The organism is Nonomuraea sp. NPDC001684 (assembly GCF_053596515.1).
This window is the reverse complement of sequence record NZ_JBSFGJ010000136.1, coordinates 1-20,917: the sequence shown is the minus strand read 5'-3', so window position 1 is coordinate 20,917 and position 20,917 is coordinate 1. Positions and strand designations below refer to the sequence as shown.

12 protein-coding genes and 1 pseudogene are annotated in these 20,917 nt (G+C 75.8%); 5 read left to right on the top strand and 8 right to left on the bottom strand.

Annotated elements, in window-relative coordinates; all coding sequences use genetic code 11:
- On the top strand, positions 1-1,719 hold a 1,719-nt coding region (locus ACWCSD_RS23785; RefSeq protein ID WP_449917937.1), incomplete at its 5' end, for a WD40 repeat domain-containing protein.
- A 111-nt stretch (positions 1,720-1,830) separates the two neighbouring features.
- Complete coding sequence (locus ACWCSD_RS23780; RefSeq protein WP_449917935.1) at positions 1,831-4,869, top strand: AfsR/SARP family transcriptional regulator; 3,039 nt, start codon at positions 1,831-1,833, stop codon at positions 4,867-4,869.
- An 83-nt stretch (positions 4,870-4,952) separates the two neighbouring features.
- On the opposite strand, the gene ACWCSD_RS23775 is transcribed toward ACWCSD_RS23780, so the two are convergent.
- From ACWCSD_RS23775 to ACWCSD_RS23755, 5 genes are all read right to left on the bottom strand, one after another.
- Positions 4,953-5,927 (bottom strand): hypothetical protein, encoded by a 975-nt coding sequence (locus ACWCSD_RS23775; protein ID WP_449917932.1) that lies wholly within the window; start codon positions 5,925-5,927, stop codon positions 4,953-4,955.
- A complete protein-coding gene (locus ACWCSD_RS23770; protein WP_449917929.1) occupies positions 5,927-7,327 on the bottom strand; it encodes a phenylacetate--CoA ligase family protein in 1,401 nt (466 codons plus the stop codon). Before ACWCSD_RS23770 ends, ACWCSD_RS23775 begins: the two co-directional genes overlap by 1 nt.
- Positions 7,328-7,581: 254 nt before the next feature.
- The gene (locus ACWCSD_RS23765) at positions 7,582-8,961 is read right to left on the bottom strand and encodes an FAD-dependent monooxygenase (protein WP_449917926.1); all 1,380 of its coding nucleotides are present in this window, start codon (positions 8,959-8,961) and stop codon (positions 7,582-7,584) included.
- Positions 8,962-9,015: 54 nt separating this feature from the next.
- Positions 9,016-12,051, bottom strand: a complete 3,036-nt coding sequence (locus tag ACWCSD_RS23760) for an nSTAND1 domain-containing NTPase (RefSeq protein WP_449917923.1) — start codon at positions 12,049-12,051, stop codon at positions 9,016-9,018.
- A 115-nt stretch (positions 12,052-12,166) separates the two neighbouring features.
- Positions 12,167-12,949: an SAM-dependent methyltransferase gene (locus tag ACWCSD_RS23755; RefSeq protein WP_397164786.1), complete on the bottom strand. Its 783-nt coding sequence runs from the start codon at positions 12,947-12,949 to the stop codon at positions 12,167-12,169.
- A 98-nt stretch (positions 12,950-13,047) separates the two neighbouring features.
- Between ACWCSD_RS23755 and ACWCSD_RS23750 the strand changes: the two genes are divergently transcribed.
- On the top strand, positions 13,048-14,073 hold the full coding sequence (locus tag ACWCSD_RS23750; RefSeq protein ID WP_449917919.1) for a hypothetical protein: 1,026 nt from the start codon (positions 13,048-13,050) through the stop codon (positions 14,071-14,073).
- Between the two features lie 9 nt (positions 14,074-14,082).
- Here the strand turns inward: ACWCSD_RS23750 and ACWCSD_RS23745 are convergent, their stop codons facing one another.
- Positions 14,083-14,682 carry a TetR/AcrR family transcriptional regulator gene (locus ACWCSD_RS23745; RefSeq protein ID WP_397164783.1) on the bottom strand — a complete coding sequence of 200 codons (600 nt, stop codon included), beginning with the start codon at positions 14,680-14,682 and terminating at the stop codon, positions 14,083-14,085.
- Positions 14,683-14,754: 72 nt separating this feature from the next.
- Here ACWCSD_RS23745 and ACWCSD_RS23740 point away from each other — a divergent pair, with 72 nt between their 5' ends.
- A complete protein-coding gene (locus ACWCSD_RS23740; RefSeq protein WP_449917916.1) occupies positions 14,755-15,558 on the top strand; it encodes a class I SAM-dependent methyltransferase in 804 nt (267 codons plus the stop codon).
- Between the two features lie 71 nt (positions 15,559-15,629).
- Positions 15,630-18,791: a DUF7507 domain-containing protein gene (locus ACWCSD_RS23735; protein ID WP_449917913.1), complete on the top strand. Its 3,162-nt coding sequence runs from the start codon at positions 15,630-15,632 to the stop codon at positions 18,789-18,791.
- 78 nt (positions 18,792-18,869) lie between these two features.
- Here ACWCSD_RS23735 and ACWCSD_RS23730 read toward each other — a convergent pair whose 3' ends face one another.
- Positions 18,870-20,309 (bottom strand): cation:proton antiporter, encoded by a 1,440-nt coding sequence (locus tag ACWCSD_RS23730; protein ID WP_449917910.1) that lies wholly within the window; start codon positions 20,307-20,309, stop codon positions 18,870-18,872.
- Between the two features lie 50 nt (positions 20,310-20,359).
- Positions 20,360-20,917 (bottom strand): annotated as a pseudogene (locus ACWCSD_RS23725) (hypothetical protein); the annotation flags it as partial.

The following is a 20,917-nucleotide window of genomic DNA, read 5'->3' as shown; positions in this document are numbered from 1 at the left end:
GGCAGCGGGGTGATCTGGAGCTGGCGCAGCCAGCCGGACTGCCGTTCGGTCGCCCACGGCACCGCCGAGCTCACGCTGCTCAGCGTCGGCCAGGACCAGGCGCGGCTCTGGGACGTGCGCACGGGCCGGCGCGTCACCCTGATCTCCGGCCTGGGCCTCGGCCGCGAGCGGGTGTCCGACATCGGGCTGTCCCCTTCAGGCCGCACACTGGTCGCCGCCACCGGGCGCCGCGCCCGCGCCTGGGACGCCGGCACCGGCCGCCCGGTCGGCGACTGGCCGGTCCACCGGCTCAGGGACCTGGTCGAGGGCTGGCAGGACGTCGTCCGCCGGCACGAGGGCCGCAAGGTGATCGTCAAGCCGGACGACAGCGAGCAGTGGGACGTCACCGACCCCGCCGCCCGGCGCGGCACGCTGAGCCCCGACGGCCGGTGGCTGGCCACGTCCGGCGACGGGACCCTGACACTGAGGCAGACGGAGGAGGGCTGGACCGAGGAGGTCGGCGAGGGCACGGAAGGCGCCTGGAACAAGGGCGATCCCGTCTTCGACCACACGGGCCGGCTGCTGGCCACCGTCACCGACGCCACCGTCCAGTTCTGGCGGCTGCCCGACAGCCACCTGCTGAGCGCCGTCCCGGTGCGCGGGGACGTGGACGCCGGAACCCGCCCGGCCGCCGCCTTCGACGGCACGACCTTCCGCTACCTCGTCGGCGACCAGGTGTTCGCCGTGGATGTCGCCGACCTGGTGAACGAGCCGGTCGAGGGCTCGCCGTACGAGCGGGCCGACCTCGGCGAGGACGGGCTGCACCTCGTCGTGGACGGCGCGCTCCGTCAGGTCGGGGGCGGGACGTCCAGCCGCCTGCCCACCGCGCACGCGCTCGCCTTCAGCCGCGACGGCCGGAGCCTCGCACTGCTGTCCGGCCACGGCGTCAGCGTCCTGGACGCCGCGACCAGGCAGCCCGCGGGCGGGTTCACGGCGGGGGCGGGGCGGGCGCAGCCCGAGCTCGTCCGCTTCAGCCCGGACGGCGCCCGGCTCGCGCTCGTGCTCGACGGTCCGGGAACCGGCGAGGACGCGGTCGAGCTGTGGGACTGGCGGTCGCGCCGCCGCCTGTGGAGCACGCCCCTGAGCCAGGTCGTGGACCTGGCGTTCGCGCCCGACGGCGGACGGCTGGCGGTGACCGGCCTGGACGTGCGCGTGTTGCGGGCGGCCGACGGCCGGGTCGCGGGCCCGCCGTTCAGCGTCTTCGGCAAGGACGTCCTGGGCTCCTGGGTGCGTTTCACCCACGCGGGGGACGGGCTGGTCGTGTTCGACTCGCGCGGCCGGCTGAGCACGTGGGACGCGGGCGGCCGGCGGCTGACCGAGGGGACCGAGGGCTTCTCCTTCCTCGGCACTCCGGCGTACTCGCCGGTCGAGGACCTCGTCGCGGTCAACGCGGGGCAGGGCCGCGTCCGCCTGATCGACCCCACGACGGGCGGCGACCTCGGCCTGTCCGCCGACCCGGGCGGCGGACTCGACCGCGACGAGGGCGAACTGCTGTCGATCGCCTTCGCCCCCGACGGCTCGCACGTCCTGACGGTGGACGCCGGCGGGACCGTCGGGCGCGTCCCGGCCGCCGCCGAACTGGTGGCGAAGACGGTCTGCGCGCGCGCCGGGCGGGCGCTGACCGAACGGGAGTGGCGGACGTACGTGCCCACGCTGCCCTACCGGCCCGTCTGCGGCTGACCGCGCCGGATCAGGTCAGGGTCCCTCACCCGGGATTGTCAAAACGCCGTCGCGGGGGATGTACTGCCGTCCGGAAAGCCGATCTTTCGGTTCGGCCACGAGGGAGGCACGGTGGACTTCGCGATCCTCGGCACGATCCGGGTCAACGGCCCCGGCGGGCGGGTGCACCTGAGCCGCAAGCAGCGGGCGGTGCTCGGCGTCCTGCTGCTCCACCCGAACGCGACCGTCTCCAGGGAGCGCCTGATCTCCGCCGTCTGGGACGATCCGCCGCGCTCGGCCCTGGCCAACATCCAGACCTACGTCCACCAGCTCCGGCGGTCCCTGGCGGGCGGCCTGCTGGTGCGCACCGAGGGCTCTGGCTACGTCTGCGAGGTCCCGCCGGGCAGCCTGGACCTGCTGGTGTTCGAGGACACCCTGAGGCTGGCCCGGCGGGAGCGGGCGGCGGGCGACCTGGCCGCGGCCGAGCGCGCCTACGCCGAGGCCGTCGCCCTGTGGCGCGGCGCGCCCGCCGAGGACGTGCCGCTCACCGGCGCGATGGCCCCCCGGCTCCTCGAACTGGAGGAACGCCTCGCGGTCGCCCGGTCGGAGTGGATCGACGCCCGGCTCGCCCTCCGGCAGGACGACCTCGTCGCCGAGCTGCGCGCCCTCATCGCCGCCCACCCGCTGCGCGAGCGGCTGTGGGAGCAGCTCGTGATCGCCCTGCACCGCGGCGGGCGGCGGGACGAGGCGCTGGAGGCCTTCCGCGAGGCCCGCGAGCTGCTGGTCGCCGAGCTGGGCCTGGAACCCGGCCCCGAGCTGCGCCGCCTGCACGCCGCGCTGCTCGCCGGCGACCCCGACCTCGACCGGCCGCCGGGGGCGACCGCGGCGGCCGATCCGCGCTTCCCGGCGGCCGGCCCGGCCGACCAGTGGCCCGGGGCGGCCGTGCCGCTACAGGCGTTGTGTCAGCTCCCGGCCGACACCGCCGACTTCGTCGGCCGGGAGCCGGAGATCGCCGAGCTGCTGCCGCTGTTACGGGCGCGGCCGGACCGGCTCAGCCCGCCGATCGCGATCCTGTCGGGCCTGCCCGGCATCGGCAAGACCACGCTCGCCGTGCACCTGGCCCACCTGCTGCGCGCCGACTACCCGGGCGGCCAGCTCTTCGTCCGGCTCGGCCAGGACGCCCGCGGCCCGCGCGACCCCGGCGAACTGCTCGACGTGCTGCTGCGCTCCCTCGGCCTGGACGGCGCCATGATCCCCGCCTCGGCCGAGGAACGCGCCGGGCTGCTCCGCCAGCGGCTGGCCGACCAGGCGGTGCTGGTCGTCCTCGACGACGCCGTGGACGAGGCGCAGCTCCGCCACCTGCTGCCGGGCACCCCGCGCGGCGCGGTCCTGGTGACCTCCCGCTCGCCGCTGCCCGCGCTGGAGGGCGCCGTCCGGATCCGGCTCGACCTGCCCGGCGAGCGGGACGCCCGGCTGCTGCTCGAACGCGTGGCCGGCCGCGACCGGATCGGCGCCGCGCCGGACGCCGCCGAGGAGATCCTGCGTTCCTGCGGCCGGCTGCCGCTGGCGCTCAGGGTCGCCGGCGCCCGCCTGGCCATCCGCCCGGTCTGGCCGGTACGCGAGCTGGCCACCCGCCTGGCCGGTCACGACCTGGACGAGCTGGTCGTCGGCGGCCTCGACGTGCGGGCGACGTTCGAGCCCGGCTACGCGGCGCTGCCGGAGTGGGCCAGGCACGCCTTCCGCCTGCTCGGGCTGGCCGGGCTGGACAGCGTCGCCGAGTGGACCACCGCCGCCCTGCTCGGCCTGCCCGCGCGGGAGGCCGACGCCGTCCTGGAGACGCTGGTCGCGCGCGGCATGCTCACCTCCACCGAGATCGACGCCGCCGGTCAGCCCCGCTACCGGCTGCACGACCTGCTGCGCGTCTACGCCAGGGAACGCGCCGAGGCGGAGGAGCCGGCCGGGCAGCGGCACGCCGCGCTGACCCGGCTCGCGCTGGAAAGCCTCCGCAGGACCAGGGCCGCCGCCCGCGGCCTGCCCATCCCGCTGTCCCCGCCCTACGAACGCGGAGACCCCGGCCCCGGCACGCCCGCCGGCACGGTGTGGTTGTCGGCCGAGCGGCGCACGCTGGTGCTCGCCGTCACCACCGCCGCCGAGCTGGGGCAGGTCGCCACCGCCGCGGAGCTGGCCCACCACCTGACCGGCTACCTGACGATGGAACGTTTCCTGGCCGACGCCGAGCGCGTCCAGCACGCGGTGATCGCGGCGGCCACCGCGGCGGGCGACGAGCGCACGGCCCTGCGGTCCAGGCTGCTGCTGGTCAACATGGACATCGAGCGGGGCCGCTACCCGGCCGCCGACGCGGCGTGCGGGGAGCTGCTGGCCGCCTTCGAGCGGGTCGGCGACCCGCACGGGGCCGCGTACGCGCTGATCAGCCGGGCCGCCGACCGCCACGGCTCGGGCCGGCTGGACGAGGCGCTGGCCGACGCGTACGCGGCGATCGAGCTGCTGGCCGCGCACGACGACGCCGCCGGCCTGGCCTACGCCTGGACGTGGCCGATCTGGATCCACATCGAACGCGGCGAGCACGAGCAGGCCGTCAAGATCGCCCGTGCCCGGCTGGCGGAGACCGGCGAGGAGGACCACGGCACCCGCGGCAACCTGCTGCGCGCCCTCGGCACCGCCTGCTACCAGGCGGGCGAGACGGCTGAGGCGGTCGCGTGCTACCGCGAGAGCCTGCTGACCGCCCAGGCCGTCGGCGACCGGGTCGAGATGAGCAAGGTGCTGCGCAGGCTCGGCGAGGCGCTGGGCGCGCTCGGCCGGTTCGAGGAGGCGGCCGAGACGCTGGCGGCGAGCCTGCGGCTGTTCGTGGAGTGCGGCGACGTCCTGGGCGAGGCGCTGAGCGGGCACGCACTCGGCGTCGTCCGGCTGCGCCAGGGCGACCCGCGCGAGGCGCTGCGGCACCTGGCCGCCGCGCTGGACCGGCTCGGCCGCGACGGCCCGCAGGTGTGGCGGGCCCGCACGCTCACGGAGATGGGCCGCGCCCACGCCCGCCTCGGACGGCACGAGGAGGCGGCCACGGCCTGGCGGCACGCCCTGCCCCTGTTCGGCGACACCCCGGAGGGCCGCCAGGTCGCCGCCTACCTGGAGGACCACCCCTGCGACAAGCCGTGACGGTCACCTTTCCGGCGAGCCGTGACGGTCAGCCTCCCGGCCGGCCGTGACGGTCACCTCCGGGCCGGGCGCGGGCCTGCGGCTCAGTCCTGGAGCCACCGCACGACCGGGGTGCCGGTCGCGCCCGCCAGCCGGGCCTCGCGGCGGGCCTGGCCCGGGGTGGCGCCCTCGCCGACGAGCGCGCCGCCGTCGTCCAGCGCGGCCCACACCCCCGCCGGCGCGCCGGCCGGGACGTCCAGCGCCCGGTTCACCGCGGGCCGGACCGGCGCGGGCGTGCGCCGGGCCGACCACCGCCGCCAGTACAGCCACTGGACGAAGATCAGCGGGCCGAGCGCGGTCAGCAGCGGGATCGGCCGTCCGCCGCCCAGCACGACGGCGATGGAGACCGCCAGCAGCACCGCCTCCAGCCCCGCCGCCCACCAGGCCGCCGCCTTCCCGTACGCCCGGACCGCCACCGCCGGCCAGAGCGACAACATCAGGCAGTCCCCGAGGCCGATCAGTGACGGGTTCTCGCCGTAGGAGGTGGCCAGCACGGGAGCGAACGGCAGCCCCTGCATGCGCTGCACGAAGTCGAGGGTCAGCGAGGACAGGCCGGTGGCCAGCGTGTCGTAGCCGGTGAGCGCCACCGCCAGCGCGGCCACCTGGCCGGGCGTGACCGCCGCCTGCACCCACAGGTTCACCGCCCCGACGACGAGCAGCATCAGCAGCACGTCGTTGACCACCAGCACCCCCGCCGGCCATCCGGCGAGGTGGACGGCCACGTCGGCGGCGCACAGCAGCAGCACCGCCGCCGTCGCCCACCGGCCGCCCAGCACGGGCGCGAGCGTGAGCTGCCCCAGCGTCAGCACCACCAGCCCGAAGACCGACACCACCACGCCGGTCGGCAGGTGCAGGTACGCGAACGGCATCACCACCAGCGCGGCGACCATGACCGCGATGTCGGAGCCCACCATCCGGCCGACCGGCGGCCTGGCCATGACATAGCGGCCCAGGTAGGCGGCGGTCAGCGCGACGGTCAGGGCGACGAGCGCGTACAGCGCCGGCACGTACGGGGTCATCACAGTCCTCGCTCGAAGCTGAGCTCCAGCAGGTCGGCGCGGAGCCGGCAGGGAGTGGGCAGGTCGTCGGCGGTCTCGACCAGGACGATGCCGTCCAGGGGCAGCCCGTGCGCCCGCTCCTCCAGGCGGCCGAGCAGGCCCGCGTCGGACTTGCCGGCCACGACGTACAGCAGGGAGCCCTCCAGCGACCAGCGCGTGGGCAGCGGCAGCGCGTGCTCGGCCTGCAGCACGTCCAGGACGTCGCGCGTGGTGAGCCCGCCGGGCGACACCCGCCCGAGCACGCGCGAGGTCGCGGGCAGCGCGGCCAGCGCGCACGACGGCTGCTCGTCCGCGCGCAGGACCCTGACCAGGTCGCCGGTGACGTACCGGAGCAGCAGGGTGGTGTCGCGGTAGGTGGAGTACGGGGTGACCACGATGGTGCCGACGGCCCCCGGCTCGGCGGGCCGCAGGGTGACGGGGTCCAAAATCTCGACCAGCCCCTGGTCGGCCGGCAGGTGCAGGTGGCCGTCGGCGCAGACCCGGCCGCCCACGGGGGCGATCTCGGTCATGGAGTAGCCGTCGCGGACCTGCGCGCCGAACGTGTGCTCCGCGCGCACGCGCAGCGCGTCGGTCAGCACCTCGCCGCCGGACCAGATCGTGCTCAGGCCGAAGTCGCCGGCCTGCCAGCCGCCTCGCTCGGCCTCCTGGACCAGGGCCGCCAGGTAGGAGGCGGTCACGTTGAGCTGGGTGATCTGCGGGTGTTTGCCCGGCACGTGCATCGGGGTGGCCAGCCGGTCGAGCGCGACGGCCGGATCGACCGCGCCCAGGTGCACGAACGCGGCCCCGGTCCGCGTGACGGCCCGCTCGGTGAGGATCTGGGCGATGGACCGCGAGCTGATCGCGTTGGCCCACAGGTCGGCGGAGCGCAGGTTGCCGGCGAGCATGAGCGCCAGCGCCGACATCGAGGACATCAGCTCGATCTCGTACGCCGAGAACCACACCATGGTCGGCGTCCCGGTCGTCCCCGTCGTGTGCGCGAGCACGACCGGGCGGGCGCGGTCGGAGACGAACGCGGCGGGCATGCCGCGCAGGTCGGCCTTGGACGTGGGCGGGATCGTGGACAGCGTCGCGGGCGTGATCGAGCCGGGGTCCACGCCGTTCGTCTCGAACCAGCGCCGGTAGTAGGGGCTCTCGGCGGCGGCGTGGCGGACCGTGCGCCGCAGCCGCCGCCGGGTCAGGTCCTCCTGGAGCTCGGGGTCGCTGCCCGCGAGCAGGTCGTCGGCGCCCTCGCCCGGGGACCCGAACGTCTCCAGGGTCACGCGCATGTCGTCGGCCAGCGCGTTCACGTCCCGCAGGCGGAACCTGCGGCCCGACATCATCGACCAGGCATAACCGAGCTGGCGTACCGCGGTGCCGAACACGCCTCGTCCTTCCGCTCGTGTGGGGGGTGGCCCCCCGGGAGACGCGGTCCCCCGGGGGTGCACGCGAGGGTGATCAGCCGTTCAGCACGAAGATGGCGGTGGACAGGGCGCTGACGGCGTACTTGGCGTAACGGCGAGCGGTCTTGACCATGAGGATCTCCCTGGTTGCTCGGGGCGCACGGGTGGCGCCCGCTGAGATCCAAGGATGTGCGGGGGCGCAAGAGAGCCACTACAGGTTCACTACAGAGGGGCCCTCACACCAGCGTCAGGTAGTGGGTCAGCTCGGCGGCGGAGTCCGTGGCGATCCCGACGTGGCCGTCCGGGCGCACGAGCGTGTGCCGCGCCCCGCCGTACGGCTCGGCCGGCGCGTACGCCCGCACCTGCGGGCCGCCCGGCACGCGGGGCGCGGGGTCCGGCGACAGCAGCGTGAAGTGCGGGCCGCGCAGCAGGTCGAACAGGCGCGCCCGGGAGCCGCCGGCCAGCCGCAGCGGCCCGTCGGGCATCCGCTCGCCGCCCGCGCGGGCCAGCGAGCCGCCCCGGTAGCCGACCCGGAGCTGGTAGGTCTCCTCGTCCCGCTTGTACGACTTCCGGTCGTGCAGGTCCGTGCTGAGGCCGAGCACGCGGGCGGCGACCGGGCGGCGCTCCTCCTCGTAGGTGTCCAGCAGCGACGCCGGCCCGCCGGTCAGCGCGCGGGCCAGCTTCCAGCCCAGGTTGTAGGCGTCCTGGACGCCGGTGTTGAGCCCCTGGCCGCCCGCCGGGGAGTGCACGTGGGCGGCGTCCCCGGCCAGCAGCACGCGTCCGGCGCGGTAGGCGTCGGCCAGCCGGATGTTGACCCGGTAGAGCGAGAACCACAGCAGCTCGGTGACGCGGGCCGCGCGCAGCATCGAGCGTTCGGCGAAGAGCCGCTGGAAGCCGGCCAGGGTCAGGTCAGGCGTCGCGCCCGGCCTGAGGGGGGCCATGAACTGGAAGGCGTCGGTGCCGGCCATGGGATGGAGGGCGACCATCCCCCTGCCCGGCCGCACCCAGGCGTGGATGTGCTCGCGGTCCAGCCCCTCGACGCGCACGTCCCCGAGGACCATGCGCTCCTCCTCGCGGGTCTGGCCGGTGAACCCGATGCCGAGCGCCTTGCGCACCGTGCTCCTGCCGCCGTCGGCGGCGACCAGGTAGCGGGCCCGCAGCGTCGTCCCGGTGCCGAGCCGGGCCGTCACACCGTCCGCGTCCTGCTCGAAGCCGGTCAGCTCGGCGCCCTGCTCGACCGCGCCGCCCAGCTCGGCCAGCCGTTCCCGCAGCAGCGCCTCGGTGCGCCACTGCGGGTGCATCCGGACCATCGGGTACGGCACCTGCTCGCTCGCCGCCGCCGGCCGGTGCATGCGGCCCTGGTAGACCGGCAGCCGCCCGATCCTGACCCGGATCGGCGGGTAGGGCGTCGTCCCGGCCAGGACCCGGTCGACGATCCCGAGGTCGTCGAAGATCTCCAGCGTGCGCGGCTGGAGGCCCTTGCCCTTCGAGCCCGCCGAGGGCGCCGCCGCCCGCTCGACGACGCGGTGGGCGATCCCGCGCCGGGCCAGCTCCACGGCGAGGGTGAGGCCGGTGGGCCCGGCGCCGACGATGAGCACGTCCGTCTTGTCCGTCATGGGGGGACCGTGCCAGGTACCGCTGCCAGATCTCTGTCAGCGCCCTGCCGGGGGTCACGAGCAGGGCGGACGGTAGGGCAGGTCGTCGAAGTAGCGCCGCCACTCGGCCCGGGTGAGCGGCATCCCGGCGGCCTCGCAGACGCGCGCGGCCACCGACTCCGGCCGCAGGTCCCACAACCGCAGGTCGCGCCCGGCGGCCGAGACGAGGGTGTGGTCGTCGGCGTACAGGACGGTCCCGAGGTCGGGGTGGGACAGCTCGGCGACCGGCCGGCGGGAGCGCAGGTCCCACAGGCGGGTGGTGCGGGAGGCGTCCGTGGTGGCCAGGGTGGCGCCGTCGGGGCTGAACCCGGCGACCAGGACGGTGCCGCCGTGCCCGCGCAGGACCGCCGGACGGGGGGCGCGGCCCGGATCGGCGATCCGCCAGACGCGGGCGGTCCGGTCGTGGCCGGTGCTGACCAGCACGTCGCCCTTCGGGCCGAAGCGCACGCCGGCCACCGCGTCGGCGTGCTCCTCGTGGTGGGCGACCTGGTCGAGGGCGCGGCGGCGCACGTCCCACAGCCGTACGCCGCGGTCGGCGCCGCCGCTGGCCAGCAGGCCGCCGCCGGGGCTGAAGTCGAGCGCGCCGACGTCGCCGAAGCCGTCGCGGGCGGCCAGGCGGCGCGGCGGGCCGGTGACGTCCCAGAGCAGCAGCCGGCCGCCGTGGTCGCCGGTGGCCAGGACGCGTCCGTCGGGGCTGAGCGCGGCGACCGCGAGGCCGCGCACCGGCAGCCGGACGTGCCGGGCCGGGCGGTAGGGGTCGCGGATGTCCCACACGGTCACGGCCACGCCGCGCTCGACGGTGGCCAGGCGGCGGCCGTCGCCGCTCAGCGCCGGGGTGGCAGCTGCTGGAACGTTCCAGCGTGACAGCAGCACGCGGTGGCGGGGATCGCGGACGTCCCACAGCGCGCCGCCGCGCGTGCCGGTCGTGGCCATGAGCGTCCGGTCCCGGCTCAGGACCAGCCCGGTCACCGGGTCGGGCACGCGCACCGGATGGCGCCACTGGTAGAAGGCGCCGGCCGCCGACCCGGTGGCCAGCGCCTGGCCGTCGGCGGTGAAGGCGAGGCCGAGCACGCGGTCGGGGTGGGGGAACGAGGTGACCTCCGCGCGGGTGGCGAGGCTCCACAGCCGGACCGCGCGGTCGTCGCCGGCGGCGGCCAGGACGGTGCCGTCCGGGCTGAAGGCCAGGGCGCCGGCGGGCTCGCCGTACCGGACGGGCCGGTCGCAGCGGCGGGCGCGCAGGAGGCAGACCCAGGTGCCGCGGGCGGGCGCCGACCAGGCCAGCGCGCCGCCGTCGGGGCTGATCGCGAGCGCGGCGGGGCCGTCCTGGAGGCCGGTCGCGATCGTGTCCGCGGGGGAGGCGGGCCGCGCCGGGTCCCACAGGCGCACGCTGCCGTCGTCGTGGCCGGTCACCACCGTGTCGTCGCCGACGGCGAAGCGGGTGACCTGGGCGGAGGCGCGTACCGGGGGCAGGGCGACCGGACGGCCGGCGAGCCGCCAGCGCCGGACGCCGTGCGCGGCGGCGGCCAGCACCGTGCGGCCGTCCGGCGTGAACGCCGCCGTCGCCGCGCCGGGCAGGGCGGCGACGTGCCGGGGGCGGGCGGGGTCCACGACGTTCCACACCTCCACCCCTTGCCGGGTGGCCGCCAGCAGGACGCGGTCCCCGCCGGACGGCCGGAAGGCGAGCGCGCCGACCGGCCCGGCGGCCCGCGGCAGGGTGGCCAGCGGGGTGCGGCGGCGCGAGTCGGTGGCGTCCCACAGCTCGACCACGCCGTTGTCGGCGCCGGTCGCGAGCAGGGCGTGGTCCTGGCTGTAGGCGATCGCCCGCAGCCGGTCGCCGGCCGAGCGCAGGCGGGTGGCGTACGGCTCGGCGGTGTCGAGCAGCGTGCCGCGGGTGCCCGGGGTGTCGGCCAGGCCCTGGGCGGCCACCGCCACCTGCATCGCCAGCGCCGGGTCCGTGGCCCGCAGCGCCCGCGCCTGGACGGCGGCCCGCTCGGCGAGCGCGGTGACGCGGGCGGCGCTCGCCCGGCCGCTCTTCTGCCACGCCAGCCCCGCGCCCGCCCCGGCGACCACCACCAGCACCACCAGCGCCACGACCAGCCCCCGCACCCTCCGCCCGACCGGACACCCCCTGCGGCCCCCACCGGAGCCTGAGGAGAGTGCCGCGGGCCCCCCGCCAGAGGAGGAAGCCGCCGCCTCCGCGCCAGAAGAGGGCCCAACGGGTTTCTCCCGGTCGGGGGAGGGGGAAGCGGGCGCGGGGCCGGGGGGGAGGGGTGGCGCGGTGGCTTGCCGGTAGGCGGCGTGGGTGAGGGTGTCGCCGTCGCGGCGGTGCCAGGTGGCGCGCATCGCGTGGGACAGGCGCGGCAGCGCGTCGGCCGCCGCCGGGGCGTCGTCGCGGACGCCCAGGTCGTGCAGGATCGTCTCGGCCAGCCCCGGCTCCAGGGACAGCCCGGCGACCCGGGCCGGTTCGGTGATCGCGCGGCGCAGCTCGTCGCCGGTCATCGGGCCGAGCGGCAGCGACCGCGTCCGCAGCGCCTCGACCAGCGGCGGAAACCCCAGGCACCGCTCGTAGCAGCCGGCCCGCATCCCGATCACCACCGGCAGCCCGCCCGCCGCGAGCGCGCACAGCTCCTCGACGTACGCCTTGCCCCCGGACCCCGCCCGAGCCGTGAACAGCTCCTCGAACCGGTCGACCACCAGCAGCGCGCACTCCTCGACCGGCCGCCCCCCGCCCCGGACCGGGGAGCCGGGCGTACGCCACAACACCCCGGCGCGACCCCGCTCCGTCGCCCCCGCCGGCGAACCCGCCAGGACGGCCGGCACCAGCCCGGCGGCCAGCACCGACGTCTTGCCCGACCCCGCCGCCCCGGCCAGCACCACGGGATGGGCGGCGCGCGGCTCCCCGAGCAGCCCCACCAGCTCGGACACGACCCGCTCGCGCCCGAAGAACCACCTGGCGTCCCCGGTCGTGAACGGCCCCGGCGGCCAGGGGCACGGATCCCGCGCGCACCGGTCCCGCTCGCTCCCCAGCCCCGCGCCGAACCCGTCGTCCATCCCGCTCCCGTCACTCGGTGAAGTTGATCGGGGACTCAGGGTACGCGGGCCCGCCAGGCGGCGTACGCCGGTCGGCAAGGCGGCATCGCCCGGACCGGCGCGAAGCCGGGGACGGTCAGCGCTTGCGGCCGACGCCCGCGCAGTAGACGGCCTCGCGGTCGGCGTACAGCGTCTCGGGGACGGGACGCCAGCGCGGCAGCGGCACCACGCCCGGCTCCAGCAGCTCCAGCCCGTCGAAGAAGCTCGTGACCTCCTCAAGGCTGCGCAGCGTCATGGGCGCCCCGCCGCTCTCGTTCCAGTGGCGCACGCCCTCTTCGAGCCGCCTGCCGACCACGCCGTGGGAGATGGCCAGGTGGCTGCCCGGCGCCATCGGCTCCAGCAGCTCGGCGATGATCGAGCGGGCCTGGCCGGTGTCGGGGAGGAAGTCCACGACGCCGAGCAGCGTCAGCCCGATCGGCCGGTCGAAGTCGAGGTGCTCGGCGGCGGCGGCCAGGATCTTGCCGGGCTCGCGCAGGTCGGCGTCGACGAAGGCGGTCGTCCCCGCGGGCGCGGCCCGCAGCAGCGCCCGCGCGTGGGCCAGGACCATGGGGTCGTTGTCGACGTACACGACGTGGCTGTCCGCAGCCACCGACTGGGCGACCTGGTGGGTGTTGTCCGCGGTGGGGATTCCGGTGCCGATGTCCAGGAACTGCCGGATGCCCGCCTCCCCGGCCATGTACCGCACCGCGCGGCCGAGGAACTCCCTGTTCGTACGGGCCAGCACCGGCAGGTCGGGCACGGCGGCGAGGATCTGCTCGCTCACCATCCGGTCGATCTCGTAGTTGTCCTTGCCGCCCAGCCACAGGTCGTAGATACGGGCGGGGCTCGGAACATCGGTGTTCAGCGAACGTTCGCTCATCGCGACGCCTTCCGGACGAAAGGGGCTACGGGGGAGATCGTAGCCCCAAGATCCCTCCAGCGGGCCACGTCCGGGCGGCCGGGCCTAGGCTTCCGGGGATGATCCACTTACCTCCCGCCCGAGCCAGGGCCGACGTGCACGTCACCTGTCACCAGATCGTGGTCGGCGAGCCGGGCCGCGCCCATCCGGGAACCGTCCCCAACGGACTGACCGCCGCGGCGCCCGGCGCCGCCGTGATCCGGACGGGCATCCACACCGGCGTCGTGGACGTGACCGTACGGCTGGCCGAGACCGCCCCGCCCCTCGACCCCGAGGGCTGGGACGAGAGCGAGGAGGTGGAGCTCGTCACCTTCACCGGCGAGGTGCGCCTGTCCGGCATGACGCACTCCCCGCCGGACGCCCTGCCCCTCCTGACCCCCCAGGGGCCGGGCCGTTACGGCATGCGCGTGCAGGCCCGCGGCCGGGACGTCGACCCGGCCGCCGTGCCGAAGGTGCCGTTCGAGTTCTACCTGGTGACCGTCTGGCCGGTGGAGACCGGGCCGGAGGCGGCGGCGAGGCTCGGCATCGGGGTCGCCGAGGAGCTGGGCCTGCCCGACAAGCCGGCCGACATCCGGCGATGGACGCGCGAGCACGGCCTCCCGCACTCGGAGCGCGGCCGCAAGGCGTCCGGCCGGGACGAGCGGCCCGCGCTGCCGCATCCGGTACGGGTCACGGTGGCGACCGCCGACCACCGGATCCGGATCGTCAACCCCTTCCAGGACACCGCCGTCCCGCCGCCGCTGCCGGACGGGCTGGTCGCCGCCGCCCCCGACTCGCTGCTCATCCGTACGGCCAAGCGCGCGGGACGCGTCGGCCTGCACGTGAACTGGCAGGACGGGCCGCCCGTGGCGGCCGTCCGAGGCTGGGAGGAGAGCGAGGAGGTCGAGTTCGTCACCACCACCGGCCTGATGCGCGTCCGGGGCGTCGCCGACGAGCCGATCGACCTGACGCCCCAGGGCGCCGGGCGGTACGGCCTGCGCGTCCACGGCCGTCGCCGGGACCGGCCGACGCCGTCGAACCAGCCGTCGGAGGCGTACCTGCTGGTCGTGTGGCCCATCGCCCTGGGGGCGGCCGCGGCCCGGTGAGGCGGGGGCTCAGAGCAGGCGACGCTGGACGGCGTCGGCGATGGCCGTGGTGACGATCCACTCGACGACGGCGGCGTCGGGCGGGTCGTCCTCGCGGCCGGCGAACAGCAGGTGGGCGCTGCCGATCAGGGTGAGCGCGAGGGCGTCGACGTCGGCGTCGACCGCGATGCGGCCCATCTCGCGCTCGGCGGCGAGGTAGGCGGCGATCATGGTCGTGGCCTCGCCGAGCAGCGGGAGGCCGGCCGACCCGGCCTGGCGCAGGCGGGCGCGCAGGCCGTCGCGGGAGATGACGAGGCTGACGACGGCCACGGCGACCGAGCCGAACAGCTCCAGCAGCGCGAGGGTGAGGTTCCCCGCGACGGTGCCGGTGCCCGCGCTCGCCCGCAGGGCGGCGGACTGGGCCTCGACGCGGCGGATGCGGTCGGTCACCAGCTCGGCGAGGAAGGCGTCGAAGTCGGCGAAGTGGCGGTGGAGCACGCCCTTGGCGCAGCCGGCCTCGGTGGTGACCGCGCGGCTGGTCAGGGCGTTGGGCCCGTCGCGGAGCAGGATGCGCTCGGCGGCGTCGAAGAGCTGTTCGCGCACGTCTCGGAGGGCTATGCCGGTGGGCACCGGGCCGGTCTCCTTTCTCGGCGAATCCCGTTCAGGGTAGACGAGTGGGCACGTGCCCATTAGAGTGGGCGCATGCCCACTAACCCCTCCGAGAACGAGCCGCACCTGCACCGGCGGATGGCCGAGTCCTTCGGCGCCGACGCCGACCGCTACGACCGCACCCGCCCCCGCTACCCCGAGGAGATGGTGACCCGGATCGCCGGGTCGAGCCCCGGCCCCGACGTGCTCGACGTCGGCATCGGCACGGGCATCGCGGCCCGCCAGTTCCAGGCGGCCGGCTGCCGGGTCTCCGGCGTGGACGTGGACCCGCGCATGGCCGACCTGGCCCGGCGCGACGGCATCGAGGTGGACGTGTCCGCCTTCGAGTCCTGGGACCCGGCCGGGCGCACGTTCGACGCGGTCGTCGCCGGCCAGACCTGGCACTGGATCGACCCGGTCGCGGGCGCGGCCAAGGCGGCCCAGGTGCTGCGGCCCGCAGGCAGGCTGGCGCTGTTCTGGAACGTCTTCCAGACGCCGGACGCCCTGGCCGAGCCCTTCGCCGAGGTCTACCGCCGGGTGCTGCCCGACCTGCCGGCGCTCGGCCAGGCCGGCCCGGCCGTGGGCATGTACACGTCGCTGCTCGACAAGATCGCCGACGGCGTCCGGGCCTCGGGCGCGTTCGGCGAGCCCGAGCGGTGGGACTACGCGTGGGAGCGCGACTACACCCGCGACGAGTGGTTGGCGCAGGTGCCCACGCACGGCCCGGTCACCGGGTTGCCGCCGGAGCGGCGCAGCGCGCTGCTGGCGGGCATCGGGGCCGCGATCGACGTGGCGGGCGGCGCCTTCACCGTCCACTACGACGTCCTGGTGCTCACCGCCGTCCGGCGGGCTGAGTAGCCGTTACTCATGCGGTCGTGGGAGCGCGCGCGGACGATCCTCCTCAGAGCGACACCCCAGGAGGAACCACCGTGAGCGTCACACATGGCATGAGAACCGGGCGGAAAGGGCCGGCGCGGTGGCGCGGGCGGCTCTCGTTCGCCGCGATCGGCGTGCTGGTCGCCGCCCTGATCCCGGCGCTGGCCACGCCGGCGTCGGCCGCGGTCCCCGGCTTCTCGCTGACCTTCTCCATCGACTATCTCCGCCAGATCGAGGACCCGGACAGCGGAGGCGTCGGCGACGGCGACTACTACCCGAAGGTCAGGATCGCCGATGGCCCGCTCGAAACGGGCCCGCGCATCGAGGACGACGAGTTCGAGCCCCTCGGCCTGCCCGAGGCGCCCAACGGCTGGGTCTTCACCAAGTCCGACCTGCCCGGCGACCAGCCGACCGTGAACATCACCGTCGCCCTCTGGGACTATGACGGCGGCCTCAACACCAACGACGACCGCATGGACATCAGCCCCCAGAACGACGACCTCGACCTCGACCTCGTCTACGACGTGCGCTCGGGCACCCTGTCGGGCGACGGCGTGCAGTTCGGCACGCCGTGCGTCGACTCCCAGGGGCGGCAGAAGGGCCAGACGTGCGCCGAGGGCGACGGCGACCACGGCTTCCCCAGGGACAACGACGGCAGGAAGACCAGGATCGGCTTCACCGTCTCCACCGTGATGCCCGACACCGACCACGACGGCATCCCCGACCTCGTCGAGCTGTCCGGGATCCGCGACCGGAACGGCGGGGTCATCGCCGACCTCCCGGCGCTCGGCGCGGACCCGTGCCGCAAGACGATCGTGCTGCAGGCCGACTACATGGCCGACACCAGGCACTCCCACCGGCCCAAGCCGGACGCGATCACCCTGGTCCGGAACGCCTTCGACGCCGCGCCGGTCAAGGCCGAGAACCCGTGCCCGTACCCCGGGACGCACCGGGACGGCGTCGACTTCGTCTACCTCCAGGGCACGCAACTGCCCGAGCAGGCCGCCATGGGCCTGGCCGACGACAGCGACTTCCGCGACGCGCGCACCGCCGACTTCCCCGCCGAGCTGGCCAGGTACGCCCATTACGCGATCTTCGCCCACGACCTCGTCGTCACCACCGCGACCGGGAGCTCGACGTCGCCGGGCACGTCGGGGCAGTGCTGCGAGCCCACCAGGGACAACAACAAGGACTTCATCGTCACCTTCGGCTCGTGGCGGACGATGTGCGTGGCCGACTTCGGCGTGGACTACGGCGGCGACGGCCGGCTCCAGACCACCGCGGCGGGCGACGACGTGGTGATCGGCACCCAGATCCACGTGGGCCCGGATCGTACGTGCGACACCACCAGCGCGGACCCGACCGACCGGCAGGTGCTCACCGTCGGGACCGGCCGCGACGACGCCGAGGTCGGCACCGTCCAGGACCAGGCCGGGACCATCATGCACGAGCTCGGGCACGCCCTGGGCCTGCGGCACGGCGGCGACGTCAACGACCAGTGGAAGCCCAACTACCTCAGCGTCATGAACTACTTCTTCCAGTCGGGCATCCCCACCGGCCCGCCGCCGCTGCTGGTCAACCAGCTCAGGGACTGGAAGATCGGCGCGATCCGGGTCGGCTACTCCAGCGGCCGCCTGCCCCCGCTCACCGAGGGCACGCTGAACGAGTCCGCAGGCATCGGCGACGGCACCGACCACACCTTCTGGTGGACCGACAACCTCGCCAACCCCACCAGCACGTTCCGGCCGCTGCGCTCGGCCGCCGGCAACGCGCCGATCAACTGGAACGACAACACCGCCCCCGGCACCGGCGCCCCGCTCATCGACACCGGGACGGTGAACGTGGACGTCAACGCCAGCGGCGGCAGCACGACCCTGCGCGACCACGACGACTGGGCCGCCGTCAAGTACCGGGCCGCGCTCTCGCCCGACGCCAAGGGCTGGGCCTGCAGCAGCTTCCCCGTCTCCGCGCCCACCTGCAGCGGCTCGGGCGGCGAGCCGGAGAAGGAGCTCGACTTCACCGCCGCCGTACGGCAGGAGATGTCGTTCTTCAACCTCTACGACCCCGACATCGTCACCGCCAAGAGCGTCGACAAGCGCGACGCCGAACCCGGCGACACCCTCACCTACCAGGTGAAGCTGGACAACGCCGGCACCGGCCCGGCGGCCTCCGTCGGCGTGACCGACACCCCGCCCACCGGGCCGGCCCAGGCCCGTCAGGTTCCCTACCTGGGCGCCGGGCGGTCCACGACCGAGACGTTCACGTACACGGTGCCGTGCGACACGGCCGACGCGGCCGTCCTGACCAACACGGCCACCGCCACCGCGACGGACACCGCCGGCGGCCCCGAGGCCGACACGGGCGACAACACCGCCAAGGCCGCCACCACCGTGCACGCGCCGCGGCTCACCCTGACCAAGACCGCCCCGGCCACGGTGAACGCCGGCGAGGCGATGACCGTCGGGCTGCGGGCGGCCAACGTCGGCAGCGGCAGGGCCACCGGCGTCGTCCTCACCGACACGCTGCCCAAGGAGGTCTACTACAGCGGCGCGCTCGACCGCGGCACCGGCCCCCGGCCCGGGACGGTCACCCGCAACCCGGACGGCACCACCACCCTGACCTGGACGCTCGGCCCCCTCGACCCCGGCGCGGACGTGTCCTTGGGGTTCACGGCCAGGCCCGGCCTGCTGTTCACGAAGGGCGCCGAGCTGCCCGACACGGCGGCCGCCGCGTACCGGAACGCCAACGGCTGCGTCTACGAGCCCGCCACGGCGTCCGCCACGACGACCGTCACCGAGGTCGCCCCGATCCGCGACCCGCGCTCGCACGGCTACTGGAAGACGCACCAGGAGGCTCGCACCGCCGAGTTCCTGGCCCGCGTCCAGGCCACCGACCAGCGCTTCGACAGCCAGGCGGACGGCGAGCTGGCCGACGCCGAGGCCGTCGCCGCGCTGTCGGCCGGCGGCCCGCAACCGGGGCCCGTCCGGTTCCAGCTGCTGGCCACGCTGCTCGACCTGGCGGCCCGGCAGGTCAACGCGAGCACCCGGCTCGACTCGCCGCTCGTCCGGCGGCTCGGGGTGCGCACGGTCGGCGAGGCGGTCAGGTACGCCTTCGCCACCCTCGCCCTGCCGCCCGGCGGCGCGGCGGCCGGGCGCTACTCCGACACCACCTCGATGCTCGACGAGCTCGTGAACAACCGGAGCGAGGTCTACTGACCCCGCCATGAGGGCCCCCATGAGGACGCCGCCATGAGGGCCCCGCCACGACGCCGCCATGAGGACGCCGCGGCCGGCTCAGGCCGGTTGCGGCGTCCGCGGCTCGGCCCTGGCCGGGGCGTAGAGGCCGAGGCGGCGCAGGGCCGGCGCGGTCATCATGGTGGTGATCAGGGCCATCAGCACGAGCACCGTGAACGTGCCGGGCGCGATCAGTCCCATGCCGAGCCCGGTGCTGAGCACGACGATCTCGGTGACGCCACGGGCGTTCATGAGCACGCCGAGCCCGAGCGCGAGTCGCCCCGGCATGCCGCCAGCCCAGGCGATCACCCCGGCCGCGCCCAGCTTGCCGAGGACGGCGGCCACCAGCAGCACCGCCCCGCCCAGCAGCACCACCGGATGGCCGAACGCCAGATGCACGTCGGTGCGCAGCCCGATCGAGGCGAAGAACACCGGCAGCAACATCGCGCGGTTGAGCGAGCCCAGGCGTTCGGGCACCGCGCCGAGCACGGGGGCGTCGCGCGGGAAGGCCACCCCGGCCAGCAGGGCGCCGAAGATGGCGTGCACGCCGATGGCGTCGGTCGCCGCAGCCAGGGCGAAGATCAGGCCCAGGACCAGCGCGAGCGCGGCCGGAGCGGGCAGCCGGCGGGCGGCGTGCCGGGCCGCCAGGGCGGCGAGCGCGGGGCGTGCGACGAGGGTCACGCCGAGGACCAGGGCGGCGGCCAGCCCCAGCGAGGTCAGCACGCCCGCCGGGGAGCCGGCGTGCGCGAGGGCGATCACCGCGGCCAGCGCGCACCAGGCGAGCACGTCGGCCAGCCCCGCGCACAGGATCGCCAGCGAGCCCAGCCGGGTGACGGTCAGCCCGGCCTCCTGGAGGATCCTGGCCAGCACGGGGAACGCGGTGACGCTCAACGCCGTCCCGGCGAACAGGACGAACGCCGTGCCCGACGCCGACGGCCCGGCGAGCGCGCCGGCGAACGGGACCGCCGCGACCGCTCCCAGGGCGAACGGCACGGCCGTCATCGCCAGCGCGGCGACCCCCACCACCACGCGCTGCCGGCCGAGGGCGGCCGGGTCGAACTCCCGCCCCACCGTGAACATGAAGACCGCCAGCCCGGCCTGGGCCAGCAGTTCGAGCTGCGGCGCGACCCAGCCGGGCAGGATCAGCGCGGACACCCCCGGCGCCAGCGAGCCCAGCGCGGACGGCCCGAGCAGCAGCCCGGCCACCATCTGCCCCACCACGGACGGCTGGCCCGCCCGGCGTGCCAGGACGCCGCCCAGCGAGGCCAGCCCGCCGATGACCGCCACGGCGAGGAACAGCCGCAGGATCGACTGGGCGGGCGGCACCCCGGCGGGCGCGGCCGGCGCCGCCGGATGCCCCGGCTGCTGCGCGCCAGGCCCGAACACCAGCACCATCGACACGCCCGCCACGGCGATCAGCAGCAGCGCGACCGCCAGGCCCCGGGCCGGGGCGGGCAGCAGGGCCTGTTCGGTGTCGTCGAGCGGGTCGTGTCCGCGCATGGTCGCACCTTCCTGCGTATCCCGCGATGGGCTCCCGGCCCTTCGCCGGGTCAGTCGGCGGCTGGGAGCGGCCGGGCCGCCCGCCGGCCGATCAGCAGCAGGGCGCCGACGGCGGCGACGATGCCGACGGCGATGACGGGGATCAGGGCCCGATAGCCGAGCTCGCTCGCCACCAGGCCGAACAGCGGGGGACCCAGCAGGGAGCCGAGGCTGCCGGCCTGGGCGATGACGCCGTTGCCGACGTCGGCGTGGTCGAGGCGCTCCAGGATGAGGGGGAGCGCGGCGAAGACCAGGGCGCCGAGGAAGCCGTTCTCCATGGAGATGACGCCCGCGCCGGTGAGCGCGCCCCCGGCGGAGTCGCCGGCGTACAGGATCCAGGCGGCCGGCACGACGAGGAAGCCGGACAGGGCCAGCACGCCGACCCGTACGCCCCTGCGCAGCAGGACGCCCACCGCCAGCCCGCCGGCCACGCCGAGCAGCGAGATCACCGAGGTGAGCGCGCCCGCGGCGGCGGCCGAGCGGCCGTACTGCTCGATGAGCAGCGTGGGCAGCAGCACGATCACCGGGATGGTCACCAGCGCGGTCAGGCAGAAGGCCGCGGCCAGCAC

Bases quoted from the DNA above. Each gene is read 5' to 3' on its own strand.
- ACWCSD_RS23775 (WP_449917932.1), bottom strand. From the start codon at position 5,927: ATGACCCCGTACGTGCCGGCGCTGTACGCGCTCGTCGCCCTGACCGTC.
- ACWCSD_RS23765 (WP_449917926.1), bottom strand. From the start codon at position 8,961: ATGACGGACAAGACGGACGTGCTCATCGTCGGCGCCGGGCCCACCGGC.
- ACWCSD_RS23760 (WP_449917923.1), bottom strand. From the start codon at position 12,051: ATGGACGACGGGTTCGGCGCGGGGCTGGGGAGCGAGCGGGACCGGTGC.
- ACWCSD_RS23755 (WP_397164786.1), bottom strand. From the start codon at position 12,949: ATGAGCGAACGTTCGCTGAACACCGATGTTCCGAGCCCCGCCCGTATC.
- ACWCSD_RS23750 (WP_449917919.1), top strand. From the start codon at position 13,048: ATGATCCACTTACCTCCCGCCCGAGCCAGGGCCGACGTGCACGTCACC.
- ACWCSD_RS23740 (WP_449917916.1), top strand. From the start codon at position 14,755: ATGCCCACTAACCCCTCCGAGAACGAGCCGCACCTGCACCGGCGGATG.
- ACWCSD_RS23730 (WP_449917910.1), bottom strand. From the start codon at position 20,309: ATGCGCGGACACGACCCGCTCGACGACACCGAACAGGCCCTGCTGCCC.